Source organism: Streptomyces glaucescens, from assembly GCF_002154375.1.
GTDB classification, from domain to species: Bacteria; Actinomycetota; Actinomycetes; order Streptomycetales; family Streptomycetaceae; genus Streptomyces; species Streptomyces glaucescens.
Genome location: NZ_MUND01000134.1, coordinates 1 through 20705, shown reverse-complemented (window position 1 = coordinate 20705; position 20705 = coordinate 1). Strand labels below are relative to the sequence as shown.

Sequence of the window (20705 nt, the reverse complement as noted above, 5' to 3'; positions counted from 1 at the left end):
CAACTGAAATGACGTCTTAGGAAGGTGCATGTACCCGCAGGCAGCGGCGATCACTGACGACTGGCCCGCAACCATCGTTGTGTTGCTGATCGGGATTTCTGTCATCAGCTTTCTTATTGTCAGAAGCAAGAAGAAGTAGCGACGGACGCCTGGGTGTGATCGGTCAAATGCACCCTGGGTGGCCCCTCGTCGCCGACGCGCTCGCCCGGGCGGCCGCCAGGCAGCCGGCCGCCCAGGGTGCCCTGCACCTGATGGTGGCCGCCGAGGTGTGGCTGCGGCAGCACGCCGCCGCCCCGGCGGCGTGCTGGGAGGAGGTGAGCGGCCGTGTGGCGGCTGCGTGAGGGCACCCACCCCGTGCTCACCGACGAGGGCGGCGCGATCCTCGGCGAGCGGACCGGGCGCTGGTCCTACCTGACGCCGATCGCGTCGGCCGCGGTGATGCTGCTGTTGGCCTCCATCAGCGAGGAGGAGGCCGTCGGCTACTTCGCCGAGCGGTACGGCATCGGCGCCGGGCAGGCCGCCGGCGACGTCCGCACAGTCGCCGAGGCACTGGCCACCCAGGAACTCGCTCACGAAGGGGAAGCGGCGGCCCGGACGCGCCGTCGCGGGTGGAAGGGGTAGCGGTCGTGACCAGCATGGACGTACTCCACCGTCCGGGCCGGATCCTTCGCTGAGCGGCTGGCCGCCGCGGCCGGGCTCGCGCTCGCCCTGGTCCTGGTCCTGCTCACGCTGCCGTTCCGGCACACTGTCCGTCTCGCCCGCCGCCTGGGCCGGCGCGACCTCGCCGCGGCCTGGGCCGAGGCCCTCGTCGGCGCCGTACGGCACGCCGCCCGCTGGTGGCCCGGGCGAGCCGCCTGCATGGAGACCTCTCTGGGCGCCGTGCTCGCCGCCACCCCGCTCGGCCGCCGTCTCGACTGGTGCCTGGGGGCCCGGTTCGCCCCGCCGCCGGTCGAGTACTACGCCTGGGCCGAACTGCCCGGGCACGGACCGGACCACGCTCGCCGCCGGCACACCATTCGCCCTTCGGCCACGTCGTGCTCGCCCTTCCGCAGCAACCCCACAGAGGCGCCCGCACGGAAGATGCGCTCCGCGATGTCTCCCTCCAGTCCGAGCCGAACCGCCAGAGCCTGAATTGCGCAGAGTGCCGCCGGACGGGAGCGGATGCCCCGTCGGCAGCACTCTGCGGCTGGTGAAACGTGCGACCGTGCGGCGCCGACTCGGCACCGGCTGGTCTCCGGCGAGCCTCCGGGAGTCCGGGTGGCCCGCGGGCGCGGCCGGGGAGGCGGCGCTCCTCGAGGACCGGGAGACTACTTCGCGTCCACGTCGGCTTCCGCGGCCCTGCTGGGAGCGTGCTCCTCTTCTTGCTGCCGGGCATCCGCCTTGGGCCGGGGGATGAGGAGAGTCGCCAGCATCCCCAGCGCCAGCAGCGCGGCGCAGGTGTATCCGTTGATCTGAATCGCGTGGGACATGGCGTCGCGGGCGGCGTCGGCGGCCGCGGCCGTGTCCGGGTTCTCACTCAGCTCAGAGATCATCGCGCCCGCACTGTCGGAGACCGCCGACGGCAGTTCGTTCGCCTGGGGCGCGGGCGCTCCCTGCTCGACGAGCCGGTCCGACAGGTCGGAGTCCAGAACCGTGAAGAAGGTCGACGTCAGAATCGCGATGCCCAGCGCGGAACCGAGTTGACGTGCGGCGCTCTGGATGCCGGATCCCTGGCCGGCGTGCTGCGGCGGCACGTCCGCCAGTACGACGTTGGTGACCTGCGCGGTGGCGAAACCGACTCCCATGCCGTACAGGAACAGGGCGATGCCGATGATCCACCACTGCGAATCGCTGCTGGCCAGCACACCGAACATCAGCAGACCGATGGCCTCGAGAACCAGGCCGATGCGCACCAGGCCGATGGGGCCGACCTTCTCGGCCATGCCGAAGCTCGCACCGCTCGCGAAGAAGCTGCCGACCGCGACGACGAAGACGATCAGTCCGGTCTGGAGCACCGAGTACCCGAGCGTGTACTGGAGCCACAGGGGGAGAACGGCGAGCATGCCGAACTCCGCCAACGCGATGATCAGCGTCGCGATGTTGCCCGTGCTGAAGGACTCGATGCCGAACAGCGAGGTGTCCATCAACGGCGCCGTGCCGTCCACCCTGGTGAGCCGGACCTGGCGCTGCAAGAACAGCGCCAGGCACACCACGGAGACCACCAGAGCGACCGGGACGACGGACAGATCCAGCGCGTCGCCGAAGGGACCGAAGCTCTTGCGCGTGTCCCACCACCCGTAGTTGCGGCCCTCGATCAGCGCGAAGGCGAGAAGCCCCAGGCCCAGCACCGACAGCACTCCGCCGACGGCGTCGACCTTGCCCGCCTGTCGGGGGGACTGGGCCAGAAACTTCAGGACGCCCGCGATGATCAGCACGACGACGAAGATGTTGATGCCGAAGGCCCACCGCCAGGAGAACTCGGCGAGCCAGCCGCCCAGCAGCGGTCCGACAGCGGCCGCCGCACCGATCGTGGATCCCCAGATGGCGAAGGCCTTGCCCCGGTCCGGCCCCCGGAAGGACATGTTGAGGAGGGCGAGTGAGGTCGGCATGATGATCGCGCCGCCGACGCCCTGGGCGAACCGGCTGGCGATCAGGAGTTCCCCGGAGGCCGCCAGGGCGGCGGCGATGCTTGCCAGCCCGAACACCACGGTGCCGATGAGGAACAGCCGACGTGCTCCCACCACGTCCGACAGACGCCCCATCACCAACAGCAGAGCAGCCAGGACGATCGCGTAGGACTCCTGGATCCACTGGGCGTCGAGAGCCGAGATCTCGAGGTCGTCGATGATCGGCGGCATCACCACGTTGACGACGGTGAAGTCCACCACCACCAGCGACACACCGAGAGAAATGGCGAGCAATCCCAGCCAGGGATCCCGGTTGGCCGGTAAAGACCGAGTTGGATTGTCAGACACTGCGTTCATCCATCCTATGTGAGACGAATAGCCCAATCTGGTCGCCGATCGAGAGCTACAAGGCGCCGGGCGGAGAGCCTCCCACCCCCGGCGCCCTGGCACTATGTCAGGAGAAGAGGACGAATTCTGACCGCTACTGACACCAATCGGAGGGCAATCCTTGATCGCCAACCGCACGCTGGAGCTCCTCAGCCTGCTGCAGACCCAGAAGGAGTGGACCGGTGACGGGCTGGCCGAGCGGCTGGGCGTCTCCCCGCGGACCGTTCGGCGCGACATCAACCGCCTCCGCGAGCTGGGCTATCCCGTCACGGCGACGAAGGGCCCCTCCGCCTACTACCGGTTGTCCCGCGGAGCGCGACTCCCTCCGCTGATCGTCGACGACGAGCAGGCCCTCGCCATCGCACTGTCCCTGCAGACCGCGCCGGCCTCGGTGACCGGCATGGGGGATGCCACCAAGCGGGCCCTGAACTCCATTCGGGAGCTGCTGCCGCCGCACCTCGCCCACCGGCTGGCGACCTTCTCCGTCGAACAGATCGAGAACGCGTGGGAGCTCGCTCCGCCACAGGTCGATCCCGCCCTGCTCGCGCAGCTGAGCACCGCCGCCCAGCAGCGTGACCTCGTACGGTTCTCCTACCGCTCCATCCACCTCGACTCGAGGGAGGACAGCGACGTCCTGGCCGAACCGCACCGGCTCGTCGTCTGGTCAGGACGCTGGTACCTGGTGGCCTACGACCAGCAGAGGCACTCCTGGCACGCCTACCGGCTCGACCGCATCAGGCATCTGGCCCCCAGCGGCTGGCGCTTCGGGGAACGGGAGGTCCCCGATGGCGACATCACCCGCTTTGTCCAGAGCCAGCCCGATCGCGGTGACACCCCGGACACCTGGCCCTGCTGGGGCACCGTCCTGATGGAGTGTCCCGCGACACTGGTGGCGAAGTGGGCGCCGGGGGTCGCGAGTTTCGAAGCGATCGACGACCGGATCACCCGGATCCAGATGGGAGCCTGGTCGTGGTCGGCGCTCATCGGCTTCCTGATCACCTTCAGTTGTCGCTTCACCGTCGAAGGTCCACCCGAACTCGTCGACGCCGCCCGGGAGGTGCTGGGCCGCATCGATGTCGACATACCCCAGCTCGGCGGCCACTCGAGGCCGTCGACCGGAACGCCCGGCCCTCGGGCGGTGTCCGGCCGGTGATCCGGCATCCGAAGCACGCCTCCGCCCTGGGGCACGGGCCTTCCGCAGGAGTCAGCGGTCCTCGTGTCTCAGTTCGGCGCGCTGCTGCAGCGGCTATCACACCCCTGGCGAACGCGTTGCGGACCGCGGTCAGGGAACACCCGAAGGTGGTCCTGGACGCCTCCGGCATCACCTTCGCCGACTCCGCGCTGTTGAACCTGCTGATCCTCACCCACCCGGCAGGCAACCTGTGGCAGCGCCGCCGTCACAGCAGCTGCAGCGGCTCTGTGAGATCACCGCAGTCGACACCGTCCTGGAGATCCGGCAGACGGTGGACGACGCCGCCACCTCCTGAAGTCCCGTACCGACACCACGGGCGTCGCCGACGCCTGGGTTGGTGAACAACCGAATGACGGGCGGGCTGCCGTACCGGCAGGACCAGAGGCTGTCTGAGACCCTCGAAACCCTCACGTGTGTAGCTTTCGTGTGTGAGTGATGAGGTTTCCTTGCAGACGCTGTTCGGCGATGCGTGCCAGACGCTTTCCGTACCGGCTTCGATATCGCGTCCGCGAGTGCTGAAGAGGGCGCTGGGCTGCGGGTCCGCCAGGAGCCGGATGCGGTGGTCGTGGGCTGGGTTCCGGCGGACCAGTTAGAACCTGCTGGGAGGAGGGACGCGGCGTATGAGGGGATTCGTGCGGCCTTGCGTCAGGCATTGCTGGATATCCTCACTCAGGCCGGCTTCTTTGTGCTGGCGGACCGGTCCATCGGAGAGATGCGCGTGCTACCAGCCTGATTGAGCAGCCCATCGTCAAGCCTTGATGAGATCGACTAGGGTGACCCGTCGCCAGGTGGCCCTTCCGCACTTCCGGGACGTGAACACCGCCCGGGACGGCTCACCTGGCCTGTGGTGCCGTTCCGGGACGTGAACACCGCCCGGGACGGCTCACCTGGCCTGTTGTGCCGCGGCTGGGCTGATGTTCTGGGTGGCGTGGAAGACGTTGTCCGGGTCGTAGGTCTTCTTGACCTGCGCGAGACGGTCATAGTGGTCGCGGTAGGTGGCCCGGACCCGGCCCGGGTCCTCTCCCTCGCCGAGGAAGTTCACGTATGAGCCGCCCATGGAGTACGGGTGCATCTCCTCCCAGTAGTCGACGCACCACCGCCTGATGGCGTCGGCGTTGGCCGGGTCGGGATCCACGCCGGCGAAGACGCCGGACCAGACGGCGTCCCGGTAGGCCCACGCGGTGTCGTCGGGGCCCGCCCGGTGGGCGGCGCCGTCGACCGGGTACAGGTGCATCAACGACAGGGGACTGACGAGGTTCTCGCCGTACTTCAGGTGTACCTCGATGGCGGCGTCCGGGATGCTGTCGAAGAAGTCACCCCGCCAGTACCACTGGTATCCGGTGGGGATCAGTTCGTCGAAGGCGCCCTGCAGCGTGGGGTAGGGCATCGGCGACGTGAAGTGGAAGGCGGGCGGGCCGGTTTCCTGCACCGCCGCCAGGTCCCTCTCGAAGCCGTCGGGCTCACCGGTGTGACACCACACGACGCCGCACACCTTGCGGTGGTGGATCGCCTCGGGGAACGGCGGGGCCGACGGGATGGTGAAGAGCGTGAAGAAGCCGTAGACGTCCTCCGGTGCCTGCGGCAGGAAGTCGCGGTACCACCTCAGCACCTCACGGGTGTGGTCGACCGGCCACACGGTGACCCCGAACCCGATCGTGTGCACCGGGTGGAGGCGGTACGTGAACGAGGTCACGACACCGAAGTTGCCGCCGCCCCCGCGCAGCGCCCAGAACAGGTCCGGGTGGTCGGTCTCGCTCGCCGTGACGAAACTGCCGTCAGCCAGTACGACGTCCGCAGCGAGCAGGTTGTCCACCGTGAGGCCGTACTTGCGTGTCAGGTAGCCGTGGCCGCCGCCCAGCGTCAGGCCCCCGACTCCCGTCATGGAGATGATGCCGGAGGGCGTGGCGAGCCCGAAGGCGTGGGTGGCGTGGTCAAGGTCGCCGAGCTGGCTCCCGCCGCCCACCTGGGCGGTCCTCGCGGCGGGGTCGACGCGCACCCACCGCATCGGGGACAGGTCGAGAGTGACTCCGCCGTCCACCAGGCAGAGGCCGGGCCCGCTGTGCCCCGCTCCGCGGACGGCCAGGTCCAGTCCATGGTCACGGACGAATCTGATGCCCGCCATGACGTCCCCCGCATCGACGCAGCGGGCGATCGCGGCGGGACGTTTGTCGATCATGGCGTTGTAGAGCTTGCGGGCCTGGTCATAGTCGGGGTCCTGCGGCCCTGTGACGGGCCCGCGCAGCACGGCCCTCATCGCTTCCAGGGTTGAGATGTCCATGGGGATCTCCGGGAAGATGAACTCGCCCCCTGCGGCGTTCTCGCGCGGTGCCGACACACCCAGCGTCTCCCTGGCTCGGGGGCCCTGCAATCGGTGAGTTCCGCTCGTCACTCTCCGCATCGTCCCCTGTCTGTCCGGCCAGGTGACATCAGCGACGCGGCAACACAGGCACGTGCCTCGTAACGGGACGCGGACGACCACGCCCGCACCCTTGGCAGGCCTTGCCGCCCAGCACTTGAGGCTGTCGATGATCAGGGCGATGGAAAAGCTGAGTCCGGGTCGCGGTCAGGTCGTGCCCGGCTCCCGGCAGTGCGTCCCAGGCCCGGATCAGACGGTTGGCTGATTCCTGTGAGCACATGCACGTTCGTCTCGTCGTGCGACTCCTCCGACGCGGAAACCCGCTGCAAGGCGGGCGTGTGCGTGACCGCAGCGAGGTGCGTGCGCCAGAGCGAGCAGGGCGTGCGGTCGCAGGTCAGGTGACGCCACCGGGGGAGCTGGTGGGCGACCGCCGACCGCGGCCTCGCCGTACACGGTGGCCGACCTGGTCGGCCGGTTGGGGGATAGCAGCGCGGATCCCGCATCGGCGGAAGTGATCACAGATCGCGTGGGGCGGATAAGCGTGGTCCGCCAGGACGGCCTCCGGGCGGGTTCTCGGTCTTCCGGGTCCGCTTCGCGGAACACGGATGCCGGTTATGACGGTCTCAGTGCCATGGAGCATAACCCGCCTGGCCTGGGATGACGGGCCGCTTCGGTTCCCCCTCTTCATGGCGTCGGCGGCGTGCCTGATGGGCTCGACAGACGGTCGAGTGCACCGACACGGTCCAGTCTATGTCGTCGGCTTCGTCGGCTTCGTCGGCTTCGTCGGCTTCGTCGGCTTCGTCGGCCGCTGCCCGGACTGCGGCGAGAATACGTTCTCAGGTACCCTCCACGGCCACCTGATGAACCGTTTATGTGCGGACTGGAACGAGCCGTTCTCGTCGGCAGTCACGCCAGGGCAAGCACGTGCGGTAGTTCCACGCGATGGCTGCCCTGCTTCGACGGCGATCGGCCATTGCCGATCGCGGATCGGATCGGCCGGCATCAGCGGCTCGATTCGATGTCACATAGCAGCAGTGCAAGCAAATGAGTCACCGGGAGAGCGGGGTCGGTTGCCGGGTGGCCGTGCCGGGGGAGCGGCTGGGGCCTGAGAGAGTGATGGCTATGGATATCGAACGCCAGGAACAGCATCACGGTGACCGGTAACCCGTCGGGGCGGACGGTGGTGCTGGCGCATGGGTTCGGCTGTGATCAGAACATGTGGCGGCTGACCGTGCCCGCTCTGGTCGAGGACTACCGGGTGGTGCTGTTCGACTATGTCGGTTCGGGCCGCTCGGACCTGTCCGCATTTTCGGAGGACCGTTACGCCTCCCTGGACGGTTACGCCCAGGACGTGGTCGAAGTCTGCCAGGCGCTCGATCTGCGCGACGCGGTGTTCGTGGGGCATTCGGTCAGCGCGATGATCGGCGTCATGGCCGCCGCAAGGCCCCGAAGCGTATCGGGGCGCTGGTGATGGTCGCTCCGTCCCCGCGGCACATCGACGACGACGGCTACCGGGGCGGATTCAGCGCACAGGACATCGACGAGCTGCTGGAATCGCTGGAGTCGAACTATTTGGGCTGGTCGGCGGTGATGGCGCCGGTAATCATGGGGAATGCGGACCGGCCCGAACTCGGCGAGGAACTGAAGAACAGCTTCTGTGCCACCGACCCGGACATGGCCCGTGTCTTCGCTCGGACCACGTTCCTGTCGGATTCCCGGGACACCTGAAGGGCGTGACGGTGCCGACGCTGATCCTGGAGTGCACCCAGGACGTCATCGCACCCCGGGAGGTGGGCGCCTTCGTCCACGAGACGATCCCCGGCTCGGAGCTGGTCACGCTCGATGCGACCGGGCACTGCCCGCACCTGTCCGCGCCCGAGACCACCAACGAAGCGATCACCGACTTCCTGGCGCGCCTGCGGTGATGTGCCGCACCGGGCAGGAGCCCGGCCCGCATGACGCGGACAGCGAACACGACGAGAAGACGTCGACTGCGGCATTCGCCGCGCTATTGGAGGACAGTGTCGAGGAGCTCTACGAGAACGCGCCCTGCGGGTATCCGTCCACGCTGATGGACGGCACCATCGCCAAGATCAACACTACCCTCCTGGACTGGCTCGGCCTGGAGGGGGAGGCGGTGGTGGGCCGGATGCGGTTCACCGACCTGCTGACCGTGGGCGGCAAGCTCTACCACGAGACGCACTTCGCGCCCCTACTGCGGATGCAGGGCGAGGTCAGAGGCATTGCCCTGGAGGTCAAGCAGGCCGATGGCGGACGGATCCCCGTCCTGGTCTCCTCCGTGGTCAAGCACGGCAGCGGGGGCGAGCCCCTGCTGATACGCACCACCGTCTTCGACGCCCGCGACCGCCGCGCCTACGAGCAGGAACTCCTGCGAGCCCGTAGAGCGGCGGAGGAAGCGCGCAAACAGGCGGAGGCCGACCGGGCCCGGCTCCAGGACGCTCTAGCTGTACTGCAGCAGTCACTGCTGCCCGCCACTCTGCCGCCGGTGCCCGAGATGGAGGCGGCCGCCCACTACCGCACCGCCTCCCCGGACCGGCTCGGCGGCGACTGCTACGACCTCTTCCCCATCGACGGCAAACGCTTCGGCTTCTTCCTCGGCGACGTGTGCGGCAAGGGACCCCAGGCCGCCGCAGTCACCTCACTGACCCGCTACACCCTGCGCGCCGCCGCCCTGCACGACCCCGACCCCGTCTCCGCCCTGACAACCCTCAACAAGGTGCTCCACGAGCGCTACACCGGCGGCGACCCGCGCTACTGCACCGTCGTATTCGGCATCCTGGAGCCTGTCTCCGCGACCGGGCAGGTCACCGTCCGTCTCGCCTCGGGCGGCCATCCCCCGGCTCTCATCCTGCGCGGCGACGGACGGGCCGACTTCCTGCCCACCCCCGGTGGTGTCCTCGTCGGCGTCCTGCCCGCCGCGCCCTTCTCCACCGCTACGACCCTCCTCGACCCCGGGGACACAATGGTGCTGTACACCGACGGCCTGACCGAGGCCCGCACCGGCGAAGACCGCACCATCCTCTTCGGAGACGAGGCCCTGCGCGACTTCACCGCCGGCCACGCAGGCAAGTCCGCACAGGCCGTGATCCAGGCTCTGACCGGTCTGCTGGACGACTTCGGTGACGGCCTCGACGACGACACAGCCCTCCTCGCCCTTGGCGTCCCCGCCGACGGCTTTCACCCGAAAACCACCGCATGAGCCCGTTGAAGATCATCACGCGAGATGCCCCCACCGGACCCGTTCTGGAGATCACCGGCGACCTCGACTACACCACCGCCAGCGAGCTGCGCAACCTGCTCACCACACTCACCCTCCAACCCGACCAACGCCTCGTCCTGGACCTGGCTGGCATGACCTTCTGCGACTCCAGCGGCATCACCGCCCTGATCGCCGCCCGCAACCACGCCCACTCCGCCCGCGCCGACGTCGCGCTCGCCGCCGTCCCCACCCCCACCCTCCGCGTGCTGCGCATGGTCGGCCTCGACCAGATCTTCCCACTCCACCCCGACAGCCACGCCGCCACTCAGCCCTGACCCGCAGGACCGGGGGGTACTCCCGGCACTGGGAGCACCCGCATTATGTGCGGATGCCCCTTGGCACCCGGCAAGCAGCAGGGCGTCGGAGTTCGGGTGGCCCAGCGGATCCTGGCGATGACCTGCGCGACCTGGCACCGCGCGCCACCGGGGCACCCATCACCAGGTCACTGATCGCCTACGACCACTGAGCCACATCGGAACTACTCGTCTATGGGTGTCCGGCGGATCATTGTCCGCGGCAGGTGAGGCCGGGAGGTGATCCACCGGCGTCAGCCCATGGAGAATTTGGCGACGTACTCGTCGAACGGCTCGATGCCGACTTCCGCACAGAGTTCGTCCATTCGCTCGGGCTCTTCACAGGGCCACGGAACCGGTGCCCCGTCCTTCACACCGGCGATCTGAGTGCCGTAGACCTGCTTACGACCCTCATTGACCAGCGTGCGGTCCCGTAGGAAGGCCAGCTCTCGCGGGCTGGCCGAGCCTGCCGACACCGCCTGCTGCATCCACTGGAGAACACGCCGCTGAACGTCAAGTTGCCGGTCGGCGTGCTGACCGGGCGCTGGCCGACTCCGAGCTCGCCGTCCTCGAGGTTCTGGTAGGAGGGGGATACCCGAACACGGGGCGGTCGTAGAGCTGCGGGTGTCACTGGTTGGGGCTGAGGCAAGGTGGTCTGGGTTCCCCACTCACCTATCGGCTTTTGCCAGCCGGGTTCCTTCGGGGGTGCGGCGGTAAAGCACGGATCGGCCGGCCCGGGTGCGGGTGACGAGACCGGCCCGGTGCAGGACGCCCAGGTGGTAGGAGACTGTGGCGGGGCTGAGGAAGTGTCGTGCTGCCAGCTGCGCGGTGGAAGCCGGTCGAGCCAGTGCGGCGAGGAGCCCGGCGCGGGTGGGCCCAAGCAGTTGGGCCATCTCGGCAGAAGGGACTACGGGGGCGATGGCGCCGACGATGGCCTTGTCACGCACGGGATAGATGAGCATCGGGGGCCGACCTTCGTCACGCGTCGGGTCCACAGCTACGCCCGGCCGAGGCATGACCAGCGACGGTACGACGACCACCATGGGCACCGGCAGCGCGATCCGTAATCGGCTCTCGACGCGCAGGGTGCCTCCAGCCCACTCGATGTCGGGATGCAGGGAGTTGAAGAGCCGCGCTGCCCCGTGTCCGGCCAGCACGCCGGCGCACCGGCCGAGTTCCGCGTCGAGGACGGCCTTGGCGGCCTCCCAGTGCGGGGCGAAGGCCAGCTCCCAGTAACGCCGTAACTCGTCCGCCGCCTGCCGGGCCACATGCGCACCGCCCCGCGCCATGGCCCGCCGCACGCCCTCCGGCAGTTCGGCGCCGGCGAGGCCGTTGCGCGGCCGTCCGACACGTAACGCCTCCAGCTCGCTCAGGACGCGCTCGGGCGGGGTGCACCGGACCCGCTCCAGTTCCTCCTCGACGGTGGGTGAGGGCCCGGACGGGTAGGGGTTGAGGAAGTCGGGCACGTACCCGGGCCCGTCCAGGGCCAGTTCGGACAGCAGCGGCAGCCGGGCCCGGCGCAGCACGCGTCGTGCACGAGCGACCCACGCATCAGCGTCAGGCCCCGGTTGCAGACCCCAGGGCAGCAGCGTCGCGACGACCTCGTGCAACGGCGAGACGGCGAACCGAGAGCGGGCGAGCCCGGTGGCGTCGACGGTGAGCTCGATCATGACCCTCCCGCTGCCTGGTCGCGCCGTGTCTGCGACCGCCCCTTCGAACCTGCTCGAATCGTGGCACGAAACCTCGCAGCGGCAGGCCTGACCGGCGCAGGCTGGTGGTCCGCAGTTCGGCGACCGGCGGAAGCGAAAGGAGCGTACATGCGCGGCCACCGATGTGATCGTCAGCACTGCAACAAGACAAGGCTTCCGTGTTCGCGCAGCAGTCGAACCTTCCGCAGCACCTCGGCTGCGCGGGAAGAGCCGGCGGCGACGCTACATCGTGCCGCGGCTGTTGTTCGTCTTGAACGGCACCGACCCGCTGGCGCCCACACCCGCATCGATGCCCTGAGCCGCCCGTCAGCACGCTGCCGCGAGGCCAGGCCACCCCGAGACCCCATAGGCCCCCAGCCTGCCGAGCCGCTCCTGATGCCCCACTCAGGACGGCAGAACATGCGACACGAGGAGGGCATGTTGTCCGGTAAACATTTGCCCACCGTCGGGGCCGGGGCGGCCGCGACGGTGGCCGCCGCGGCGCTCATCGCCATCGCCGGCATCACTGGCTGCGGTAGGAACACCACGCCGGAACGGGACGGGGCACCGCCAGGGGACCACTCACGCCAACTGACCGCGACGGAAGAAGTCCTGATCGAAAGGGCCGAACAGCTCCTCGTCAAGAAATGCATGGAGCGTGCGGGCTTCCGGTACTGGGTGACTCCGGTGGAAGACGCCGAGAGCCGCAAGGGGACGTCGTTCGTGCTCGACGACATCGGCTGGGCGAAGAAGCACGGATACGGCGGGCGGTTCAAACGGCAGGCCGAGGAGACACGGAGAAACGGCCCGAACGGCGCCTACGCGGAAGCCCTGCCACAGCACGAGCGCCTCCGCTACCGGGAGGTGCTTGACGGCACTCCGTCGCAGGGCATGCTGTCGGCCGCACTGCCTGGCGGCGGAAGCGTCATGACCCCCCGCCGCAGCTGCCACGTTGAGGCGAAGAGCCGGCTCTACGGCGACTTTGAAACCTGGTTCCGCGTCGAAAAGACCGCCACTCACCTCACCCCCCTCTACGTCCCGGACCTTTCCCGGGACCGGCGTTTCACGTCAGCGCTCAGGGCCTGGTCGTCCTGCATGCGCGACAAGGGGATGCACTACGCCGATCCGTTCGAGATCCGCGAGAAAATCGGCCCGCTGACCGAAGCACTGAGCGACGCCTCGGCCCACGCCGTGGAAGTGAAGATCGCGGTTGCCGAGGCGGAATGCGCCGACCGATCCTCCCTCGCGGAAACGGCCCGCACGCTAGAAACCGAATACCGTGCTTCGCATACCCGCCGCTACCGCGCGGACGTCGCAGCCTTCCAACGGCTGCGACTGACCGCGCTGCAGCGCGCCAAGGATGTCGTCGGCCCCTGAGGCCACTCCCCGCGGGGGACTCCCTAGGCGATCGCGTCCGCCGCCCCCAGCTCCACAGAATTCCGCAGCCCTCCTACTGCGGGACGTCCATGTCAGCACCACGATCAACGGAGGACACATGCGCAAGACGACCGCCACACTCGCGGCTATCGGCGCCGCGGCACTCGGGATACTCGTCCCCACCGGTACCGCGAACGCCGCCACCGCTTGCGACGACGCGTGGCACAGCCTGCCTGCCGGCAGCATGGCCGCCTACGAACACGCCAACTGCGGCGGTGCCCAGCTGGGCCGCACGCCCGGTGATGACTCGAACTGGGGCAACGACCAGGGCGCCTTCCAGAGCGGAGACACCAACCGGGCCAGCTCGGTCCTGAACGCGGGGACGACCGACACGGCCTGGCACGCCGTCCAGTTCTTCAACGGGACGGGCACCGGCTGGACGGGCGGATCCAGTTGCCTCAAGAGGAGCGAGTTCTACGCCAGCAACCTGACCGATAACTACTTCAGCAGCGGCCACCTCATCAACGACGCCATCAGCTCGCACCGGTGGGTGCCCGAGTCCTACTGCGGAGGCCGGTTCATGACCTGATCCCCGGGCGAACTGAGCGTCTGCACTTTCCCGCCCAGCCGTCCGCCGTGTCGCGGCACCGGGCGGACCGTGGCCCGGGTCCGCCCGGGCCACGGGGGTGAGGAGGTGACCGGATCGCTTTCGCCATATCCCAGAGTCGACACCACCCATCCCGAGTCGTCCTTGTTGGAACCGAACCGGATCAGGGCACCGGACAGCCGGTCCCACCCAACCCGCTGCGCCGCCGCCCACACCCCCAGATCTTCGCTCTGCACAATGACGTCGCCTGCCTGCTCGGACAGCCGCCCGACCCGCCTGTACCTGTGCGTGGGCGAGCCGGAAACAGCGTTGCCAGCCGATCTCCCGCACCGGGGGCCAGCCCGGGGCGATGGCCTCCTTCGGTCGGCACGGACGACCGTCCCGTCGGCCAGCCGGAGGACGACAGGTCGGCCATCTCCTCAAGGAGGAGGTCCGGAGGCCCCCTGTGTCGGCGGGGAGTACCAGACGTCCTCGGACAGGTGGACGCTGTGCACCGGAACCCCCGCGTCCGCGGGGGTTCCGGCGGGGGAGTGATGAACACCGCCGAGGCCATCGTCCTCCCCGCCGGCGTGGGGGTGTTCCGGCGCGCACTGGCGGGTGACCCTGTAGAGAGAGACTCCTCGCCGTCGTGGGGTGTTCCGGACGAGGCTCCGCCGGGCCCGAGGGTGCTGGAGTCTGTCCCGCCGTCTGGGGCTGTTTTGCGTGTTGGCGGGCCCGATTGCGGAGGTGGCTGTGACGCCGTTCATGTCCGGCCCCCGCTGGGCTGGCTGGTGGTTACCAGCGCATGTCGAGGGCATCCAACTCGGCAACGCTGCTCCGAAGTAAGCCGGTCGGCCATGCATCGCGTGTTGTCCAGGAAAGCCCCAGCCTGAAATCTGTGCCACCCACAGTCTCGACAAGCTTGCGGGAGGAAGTTGAGGTGGCCCTCGCGTGCGTGGAATTGGCGGCGGTGGCGAGGTTGGCGGCCCACCGGTCCGCCTGCCCCTGGCGGGGCACCGGCCGCGCCGCCACGGCCTCTTCCTCGTCGAGCGGCTCCAGCCCCAGTACGCCGGTGAGCCAGCCGTGCATGAGGCTGCGGGGATCGCGGGGCGCGGCCGGATCGTCGCCGCCGATCGTGACCCGGGGCGCGCTGCGGCCGGTCTGCTCCCGCCACGTGCGCAGCGACGAGTCGAGCCGGGCCTGCTCCGAGGCCTCGTCGGTCAGGAGGTCGGGGATCGAGGTCGCGGGCATGCTCGCCGAGTTCAGTCTGGTGCCGGCCAACTCACCCAGCGGGTCGGCCTGGACGTCTCATACTAGGCGGGGCCGGCAGCCGGGGCCGCTGTGGACCGGCATCGCTACTCGGTCGTTGCGGTACGGGTGGTTGAAGTGCTCCGTCTTCGCGGTTCCGGCACGGTCCAGTAGTCCGGGGTACTGCCCCGCCTGCGCCGGCCGGTTCATGCCAGATCGAAGGCATGACGGGCTTGTTCCACCTCGGGCATGTGTGTCGCGACCCACTCCAGGAGCACCTCGATTGGCCGCCGCATGGTCTTGCCCAGGGGTGTGATCCGGTACTCGACGGCGACGGGGCGGGAACTGAGGAGCACGCGCTCCACGATGCCGTTGCGTTCGAGCCGACGCAGCGTCGCGGTGAGCGACTTCTGGGTCACCGCGGGGATCGCACGGCGCAGGTCGTTGAAGCGGCAGGGCCGTTCGCAGAGTTCGTTGAGGACGCTCAGCGACCACTTGTCGAGCACCTGGTCGAGGAACTCCCGGTGGGGGTGCTCGATCCGGAGCTCGCCGGCAGGGCTGTGCGTGGTACCCGGCACGATACCTGGTCTCCTTGAAGTGTCCTTCGTCTACCAGGTAGCAAAGGTATACCGCGTTGGTCGAAGTGAGGAGACCTCCATGTCCGTCCGTCGTTTCACACCCGAAGGCATGATGCAGCCCACCCCGTACGAGCATGTGGCCGTGGGCACCGGAACGCGTCACGTGCATGTCAGCGGCCAGGTCGCCCGGTCGGCGGACGGTTCCCCCGTCGCTCCGGGAGACCTCGCCGGACAGGTCGCCCACGCGCTGCGGAACACGGGGAAGGGTCTCACGGGGGCGGGTGCGTCGTTCGACGACGTCCTGAGGCTCACGTTCTACGTCACAGACTGGGCCCCCGGGAAGATCGACGCATTCATGGCAGGGGTCGAGCAGGTGGCGGAGGAGATCGGGCTGACGGTGCCGCTTCCGCCCTCCTCGCTGATCGGGGTCGACTACCTCTTCGAACCGGACGTCCTGGTCGAGGTGGAGGCGACCGCGATCCTCGATTGAGCCGGTTCCCGACGCCCTCACACCCGACCTGCCGCCGCCGGCAGTGGCCTGCTCGCCGCTCACCTCGCCGCCAGCCCTCCCACCGCGGGCACCGACACCGCGGACGTGGGGGAGTGGTGGGACCGGGCGGTCGAGGCGACTGTGTGGATGAGGTGACCGGCACGGACAGGGCTGTGTGCTGAGCTCCTGGCGCACGTCCAGGCAGCGCAGCCGGACACCGAGCTGCTGCGGATCTCGTGTCGTACGGTCCGACGTCACGGGCGTCTACCGTCCGCAACGGATCTCACCGAACCCGGCGGTGCCGCCAGTAGGGCCGTAAGATCCGACGAACACCAGGAATCAGGCCGCGAGGAGCTCCTGCTCGCGGTCGGGCGTCCTGACCGCAGGCTTCTTGTTCGGCAGCGAGAGCCGGAAGACCTTGCGCCACGCGGAGAACACCTGCTTGGGCAGCGGCCCGGTGACGTACTCCAGCTCGTATTTCTCGAACAGCGCGCGTACCTTCACCGCGACCTCGGCGTACCGGTTGCTCGGCAGGTCCGGGAACAGGTGGTGCTCGATCTGGTGTGACAGGTTGCCGGTCATGAAGTGCATGGCCCTGCTGCCGCTGATGTTCGCCGAGCCCATCATCTGGCGCAGGTACCACTGGCCGCGCGTCTCGCCGTTGATCGACCGGCGCTCGAAGACCTGCACGCCCTCGGGGAAGTGCCCGCACATGATCACCGAGTGGGACCAGAGGTTGCGGACCAGGTTCGCGGTGAACGTGGCGGCGAGCGTGGTGAGGAACGACGGGCCCGACAGCAGCGGGTGGATCACGTAGTCCTTGAGCACCTGCTTGCGGATCTTGCGGCCCACGGCCTTGGCCCGCGCGCGGAACTCCGGGTTCGTGCGGCGGCGCTTTTGCAGGTTCTTGCCGAGCTCCAGGTCGTACGCTGCGATGCCGTACTCGAAGAAGCAGGCGTTGATGAAGTTCCACAGCGGCTGGCCGAGGTGGAACGGGTGCCACTTCTGGTCCTCGTCGACGCGCATGATGCCGTAGCCGAGGTCGTTGTCCTTGCCGATCACGTTGGTGTACGTGTGGTGCAGCTCGTTGTGCGAGTGCCTCCACTGCTCGGAGGGTGAGACGTGATCCCACTCCCAGGTGGTGGAGTGGATCTTCGGGTCTCGCATCCAGTCCCACTGGCCGTGCAGGACGTTGTGGCCGATCTCCATGTTGTCCATGATCTTCGCCACGGACAGACCGGCGGTGCCGAGCAGCCACGCGGGCGGGAAGATCGAGAACAGCAGCACGCCCCTGCTGACCAGCTCGAGCTTGCGCTGGGCGGAGATGACCTTACGGATGTAGGCGGCGTCCTTCTCGCCGCGGCCGGCGATCACCTCGTCGCGGATCGCGTCCAGCTCGCGGCCGAGCTCCTCGATCTGCTCCGCGGTCAGGTGGGCGGTGGGGTCGATGGCGGTCAAAGTGCTCCTACCGTTCGATATCGCAGGGGCCCGCCGCGGCGGACACGCAGGTCTGGATGAGGACGCCCGGCTCGGCCTCGGTGATCTCGCCAGTGCGCAGGTCGCGGACGGCGCCCGCCTTCAGCGGCGTGATGCAGCCGTGGCAGATGCCCATGCGACACCCGGAGGGCATGAGCACGCCGGCCTTCTCGCCGATGTCCAGCAACGGCGTAGCGCCGTCCGCGTCGACGGTCTTGCCGGTGACGCTGAACGTGACCTCGCCGCCGCCGCCGCCGCCGCCGTCGCCGCCGACGACGACGACGCTGCCGGGGCGGAAGCGTTCGGTGTGCAGGCGCTCTCGTACGCCGTGCTCGCTCCAGTGCTCTTCGGCGGCGTCGAGCAGGCCCGCGGGCCCGCAAGCCCACGTCTCGCGCTCGGCCCAGTCGGGCACGAGTTCGTCGAGACGGGCGATGTCGAGCATGCCGTCCGTGGCGGTGTGCACCTCCCAGAGCCGCAGCTTCTTGTCCGCGACCAGGTCGTGCAGTTCGTTGCGGAAGATCACGTCTTGCGGCTGGGGCGCGCAGTGGACCATGACGACGTCGTCGAACTCGGTGTCGCGCAGCATGCCCATCACGGGCGTGATGCCGCTGCCGGCCGTCAGGTAGAGCACCTTGGCGGGCTTCGCCTGCGGCAGCACGAAGTCACCGGTCGCCTGGCCGAGCTGGATCAGCGTGCCCGGTTTCACCCTGCGTACCAGGTGGTTGCTGACCTTGCCGTCCGGGATCGCCTTCACGGTGATCGTGACGCGGCCGTCCTGGCGGTTTGTCGGCGAGGTGATGGAGTAGGCGCGCCACAGGCGCACCCCGTCGACGTCGACCCCGATCCGTACGTACTGACCGGCTGTGTGGCCGCGCCAGCCCCGTCCCGGCCTGATCACGACAGTCGCGGCGTCACCCGTCTCGGGGCGCACGGCCTCGATGCGCCCCCGCAGGTCAGCGCCCGCACGCAGCGGGCTGACCAGGTCGAGGTAGTCCGACGGCAGCAGCGGCGTCGTCACCATCTCCAGCAGTTTCCACGCCCTGCTGCGCAGGGCTGTACTCGTCATGACTTCAGCTTGCTGCGCCTCAAGGCGTAAAGTCCTGACCGCAGGACGTGAATCTGGTCGGCTGAACTGTTCGCAGGGAACAAAACGTGAGCCATGCAATCCGGAGGGCCAGCGAACTGGCCCTGGACGAGACGACGGTCACCGCACTTCGGGCCGCGCTGAAAACCACCGCCGACGAGGTCGTCCAGGCGATCATCGACGAGGTCCCTTCCTACGCCAACGCCCTTTCGGGCCACATGGGCGCCACCATCCGCCGAGCCGTCCGCACCGCCCTGGGGCACTACCTGGACCTCGCGAGCGGGAACGCCACAGGCGGCGACGCCAGTGACGCAGCCTACGAGCTGGGCCGCGGCGAGGTCCGCGACGGCCGTTCGATGGACGCCCTGCTCAGCGCCTACCGCGTCGGCGCCCGCGTGGCCTGGCGATGCCTGGCAGCGGGTGCCGTACCCGCAGGCTTGCCCGCCGCCGAGGTCGCCAAGTTCGCCGAGCTGACCTTCGCCTACATCGACGAGCTCTCCGCCGCGAGCGCCGCGGGCCACGCCGACGAACTGGCCGCCCGGGGCAGGGCCCACGAGCGCCACCTGGAACACCTGGCCCGCGACCTCCTCGCCGGCGCGAGCCCGGACGTGCTGCTGGCCTCTGCTCAACGGGCCGGGTGGCAGCCTCCGGTTTCGCTGACCGCGGTCCTGCTGCCCGCTGCCCAGGCCCGGCCCGCCTACCGCGCGCTCGACCCGAGCACCCTCGTCCTCGACGATCTGCCGGACGCCACCGGTGTGCTGCTCGTCCCCGATGCGGACCGATCACATCTCTCGAGGCAGCTGACCGACCGCACCGCCGTGGTCGGCCCGGCCCGGCCATGGACTCGGGCGTCCGCCTCGTACGCACGAGCCGTACGCGCGCGCTCCCTCTCCTCTGATATTCGCTGCACCGAGGAGCATCTGCCCGAGCTGGTGCTGAGCGCCGACGTGGAGGCGTTCGCAGACCTGCGTGCCCGAGCCCTCGCACCGTTGCGGACCTTGCCTGCCGCGACCGCACGGCGGCTGGAGGAGACGTTGCGGGCGTGGCTGCTGCACCAGGGCAGGCGGGAGGAGGTGGCGGCGGAGTTGTTCGTCCATCCTCAGACAGTCCGGTACCGGATGTCGCAGCTGCGGGAGCTGTTTCCGGATCTCGCATCGCCCCACCGGGTCCTTGAACTGACGCTGGCGGTGGGTCTACGGGACAGCTGACCAAGACCATTGCCCGCTACGACCGCGTCGACCTGCTCTGCATCGACGAAGTCGGCTCCATGGAGCTCGACCGCCGCGGCGCCGGACTTCTCTTCCAGGTCCTGACCGAACGCGAGGAGAAGAACAGCGTCGCCATCGCCTCCAACAAGTCCTTATGCGGTTGGACCAAGACCTTCACCGACCCCCGCCTGGGCGCGGCCATCGTCGACCGCCTCACCTTCGGCGGCAGCATCATCGAGTCCGGCATCGACTCCTACCGACTCGCCACCACCCGCGCCCGCGGCGAGCAACAGGTGATCGGCTGAGCCTGGCGCGGGATGCCTGCGTCGGCTGTGGAACAACGACATCGACGGCCTCGAGCCGGACGAAGCACCAGCAACTCCCCCCGCCGCGCCGGCGCAGACCGCCTCGGGCTGAGGTACCCCGCTGGCCACGGTGCCCCCGGCCCGCCAGGCTCCCGGCGGGTGGGGTGGTTCTGCATCACCCCAGGTTGATGATCCCTGGGCCACCGGCCCGCCCTCCAAGGCTCCCTCCCAGCCAGCCGCCTACAGCGACGAACCTCCCTTCTGAGCTGGACTCCCCACTGCCAAGGACTGTCAAGGCCGTGCCTCGCACGCGAAGATGTCCTCGGCCTGGTGCCTCGCAAGCCGCTCGAGCAGCCGCAGCGCAGTACGAGGGGGTGTTGCCGTCGTGCCCGGAACCGCGGGTGGCCGGGTTCCAGGCACGACGGCAGTTACATGCCGAGGATGCGTCGTACGGCATCGGCCGGGTCCACGCCCAGCACGTGGGCGACGACGAGCACGCCCAGGACGAGCGCGGTGACGGCGCCGGCCTCGCGCGTGTCTCTTTGATGGGT

At 69.0% G+C, this 20705-nt stretch carries 17 protein-coding genes and 5 pseudogenes; 13 read left to right on the top strand and 9 right to left on the bottom strand.

Features of this window, described 5'->3' with window-relative positions; all coding sequences use genetic code 11:
• Window positions 1-167 precede the first annotated feature (167 nt).
• The 3 genes from CCN42_RS42525 to CCN42_RS46110 are packed head-to-tail and all read left to right on the top strand — an operon-like array spanning window position 168 to window position 1131.
• On the top strand, window positions 168-341 hold the full coding sequence (locus tag CCN42_RS42525; protein ID WP_158102075.1) for a hypothetical protein: 174 nt from the start codon (window positions 168-170) through the stop codon (window positions 339-341).
• Window positions 325-621, top strand: a complete 297-nt coding sequence (locus CCN42_RS10090) for a hypothetical protein (RefSeq protein ID WP_086734703.1) — start codon at window positions 325-327, stop codon at window positions 619-621. The genes CCN42_RS42525 and CCN42_RS10090 overlap by 17 nt, the downstream gene beginning before the upstream one ends.
• Before the next feature lie 57 nt (window positions 622-678).
• Complete coding sequence (locus CCN42_RS46110; protein WP_107427574.1) at window positions 679-1131, top strand: lasso peptide biosynthesis B2 protein; 453 nt, start codon at window positions 679-681, stop codon at window positions 1129-1131.
• A 176-nt stretch (window positions 1132-1307) separates the two neighbouring features.
• On the opposite strand, the gene CCN42_RS10080 is transcribed toward CCN42_RS46110, so the two are convergent.
• Window positions 1308-3131 (bottom strand): MFS transporter, encoded by a 1824-nt coding sequence (locus tag CCN42_RS10080; protein WP_339384194.1) that lies wholly within the window; start codon window positions 3129-3131, stop codon window positions 1308-1310.
• Between CCN42_RS10080 and CCN42_RS10075 the strand changes: the two genes are divergently transcribed.
• On the top strand, window positions 3115-4146 hold the full coding sequence (locus CCN42_RS10075; RefSeq protein ID WP_086734697.1) for a helix-turn-helix transcriptional regulator: 1032 nt from the start codon (window positions 3115-3117) through the stop codon (window positions 4144-4146). The two genes, CCN42_RS10080 and CCN42_RS10075, sit on opposite strands and share 17 nt — an antisense overlap.
• 922 nt (window positions 4147-5068) lie before the next feature.
• On the opposite strand, the gene CCN42_RS10060 is transcribed toward CCN42_RS10075, so the two are convergent.
• Together CCN42_RS10060 and CCN42_RS44285 are read right to left on the bottom strand one after the other, a co-directional pair.
• Window positions 5069-6463 carry an FAD-binding oxidoreductase gene (locus CCN42_RS10060; RefSeq protein ID WP_086734709.1) on the bottom strand — a complete coding sequence of 465 codons (1395 nt, stop codon included), beginning with the start codon at window positions 6461-6463 and terminating at the stop codon, window positions 5069-5071.
• Between the two features lie 492 nt (window positions 6464-6955).
• A pseudogene (locus CCN42_RS44285) lies at window positions 6956-7544 on the bottom strand (transposase family protein); the annotation flags it as partial.
• Between the two features lie 119 nt (window positions 7545-7663).
• On the opposite strand from CCN42_RS44285, the pseudogene CCN42_RS10055 reads away from it, so the two are divergent.
• From CCN42_RS10055 to CCN42_RS46105, 4 genes and pseudogenes are all read left to right on the top strand, one after another.
• Window positions 7664-8466, top strand: a pseudogene (locus CCN42_RS10055) (alpha/beta fold hydrolase).
• Window positions 8466-9761, top strand: coding sequence for a PP2C family protein-serine/threonine phosphatase (locus tag CCN42_RS10050; protein ID WP_086734693.1), 1296 nt, complete (start codon window positions 8466-8468; stop codon window positions 9759-9761). The pseudogene CCN42_RS10055 and the gene CCN42_RS10050 overlap by 1 nt, the downstream one beginning before the upstream one ends.
• Window positions 9758-10096, top strand: a complete 339-nt coding sequence (locus tag CCN42_RS10045; protein WP_086734691.1) for an STAS domain-containing protein — start codon at window positions 9758-9760, stop codon at window positions 10094-10096. The genes CCN42_RS10050 and CCN42_RS10045 overlap by 4 nt, the downstream gene beginning before the upstream one ends.
• A 78-nt stretch (window positions 10097-10174) precedes the next feature.
• A pseudogene (locus CCN42_RS46105) lies at window positions 10175-10287 on the top strand (IS982 family transposase); the annotation flags it as partial.
• An 81-nt stretch (window positions 10288-10368) separates the two neighbouring features.
• Here CCN42_RS46105 and CCN42_RS10040 read toward each other — a convergent pair.
• Window positions 10369-10653, bottom strand: a pseudogene (locus CCN42_RS10040) (DUF6624 domain-containing protein); the annotation flags it as partial.
• 129 nt (window positions 10654-10782) lie between these two features.
• A complete protein-coding gene (locus CCN42_RS10035; RefSeq protein WP_086734690.1) occupies window positions 10783-11784 on the bottom strand; it encodes an ArsR/SmtB family transcription factor in 1002 nt (333 codons plus the stop codon).
• A 438-nt stretch (window positions 11785-12222) separates the two neighbouring features.
• On the opposite strand from CCN42_RS10035, the gene CCN42_RS10030 reads away from it, so the two are divergent.
• Both CCN42_RS10030 and CCN42_RS10025 read left to right on the top strand, forming a co-directional pair.
• A complete protein-coding gene (locus tag CCN42_RS10030) occupies window positions 12223-13179 on the top strand; it encodes a hypothetical protein (RefSeq protein ID WP_245877214.1) in 957 nt (318 codons plus the stop codon).
• Between the two features lie 118 nt (window positions 13180-13297).
• A complete protein-coding gene (locus CCN42_RS10025) occupies window positions 13298-13768 on the top strand; it encodes a hypothetical protein (RefSeq protein ID WP_086734688.1) in 471 nt (156 codons plus the stop codon).
• Window positions 13769-14560: 792 nt separating this feature from the next.
• Here the strand turns inward: CCN42_RS10025 and CCN42_RS10020 are convergent.
• Together CCN42_RS10020 and CCN42_RS10015 are read right to left on the bottom strand one after the other, a co-directional pair.
• Entirely contained in the window at window positions 14561-15016 is a 456-nt protein-coding gene (locus CCN42_RS10020) for a hypothetical protein (RefSeq protein WP_086734686.1), read from the bottom strand.
• A 203-nt stretch (window positions 15017-15219) separates the two neighbouring features.
• Window positions 15220-15591 carry a winged helix-turn-helix transcriptional regulator gene (locus CCN42_RS10015; protein ID WP_086734684.1) on the bottom strand — a complete coding sequence of 124 codons (372 nt, stop codon included), beginning with the start codon at window positions 15589-15591 and terminating at the stop codon, window positions 15220-15222.
• A gap of 79 nt (window positions 15592-15670) precedes the next feature.
• Between CCN42_RS10015 and CCN42_RS10010 the strand changes: the two genes are divergently transcribed.
• Entirely contained in the window at window positions 15671-16081 is a 411-nt protein-coding gene (locus tag CCN42_RS10010; RefSeq protein WP_086734682.1) for a RidA family protein, read from the top strand.
• Between the two features lie 339 nt (window positions 16082-16420).
• Here the strand turns inward: CCN42_RS10010 and CCN42_RS10005 are convergent, their stop codons facing one another.
• Together CCN42_RS10005 and CCN42_RS10000 are read right to left on the bottom strand one after the other, a co-directional pair.
• Window positions 16421-17539 carry a fatty acid desaturase family protein gene (locus tag CCN42_RS10005; RefSeq protein WP_086734680.1) on the bottom strand — a complete coding sequence of 373 codons (1119 nt, stop codon included), beginning with the start codon at window positions 17537-17539 and terminating at the stop codon, window positions 16421-16423.
• Window positions 17540-17546: 7 nt separating this feature from the next.
• A complete protein-coding gene (locus CCN42_RS10000) occupies window positions 17547-18623 on the bottom strand; it encodes a ferredoxin reductase (RefSeq protein WP_086734678.1) in 1077 nt (358 codons plus the stop codon).
• 86 nt (window positions 18624-18709) lie between these two features.
• On the opposite strand from CCN42_RS10000, the gene CCN42_RS09995 reads away from it, so the two are divergent.
• Together CCN42_RS09995 and CCN42_RS09990 are read left to right on the top strand one after the other, a co-directional pair.
• A complete protein-coding gene (locus tag CCN42_RS09995; RefSeq protein ID WP_086734677.1) occupies window positions 18710-19849 on the top strand; it encodes a PucR family transcriptional regulator in 1140 nt (379 codons plus the stop codon).
• Window positions 19843-20154, top strand: a pseudogene (locus CCN42_RS09990) (ATP-binding protein); the annotation flags it as partial. The gene CCN42_RS09995 and the pseudogene CCN42_RS09990, both read left to right, overlap by 7 nt.
• Window positions 20155-20705: the final 551 nt, after the last annotated feature.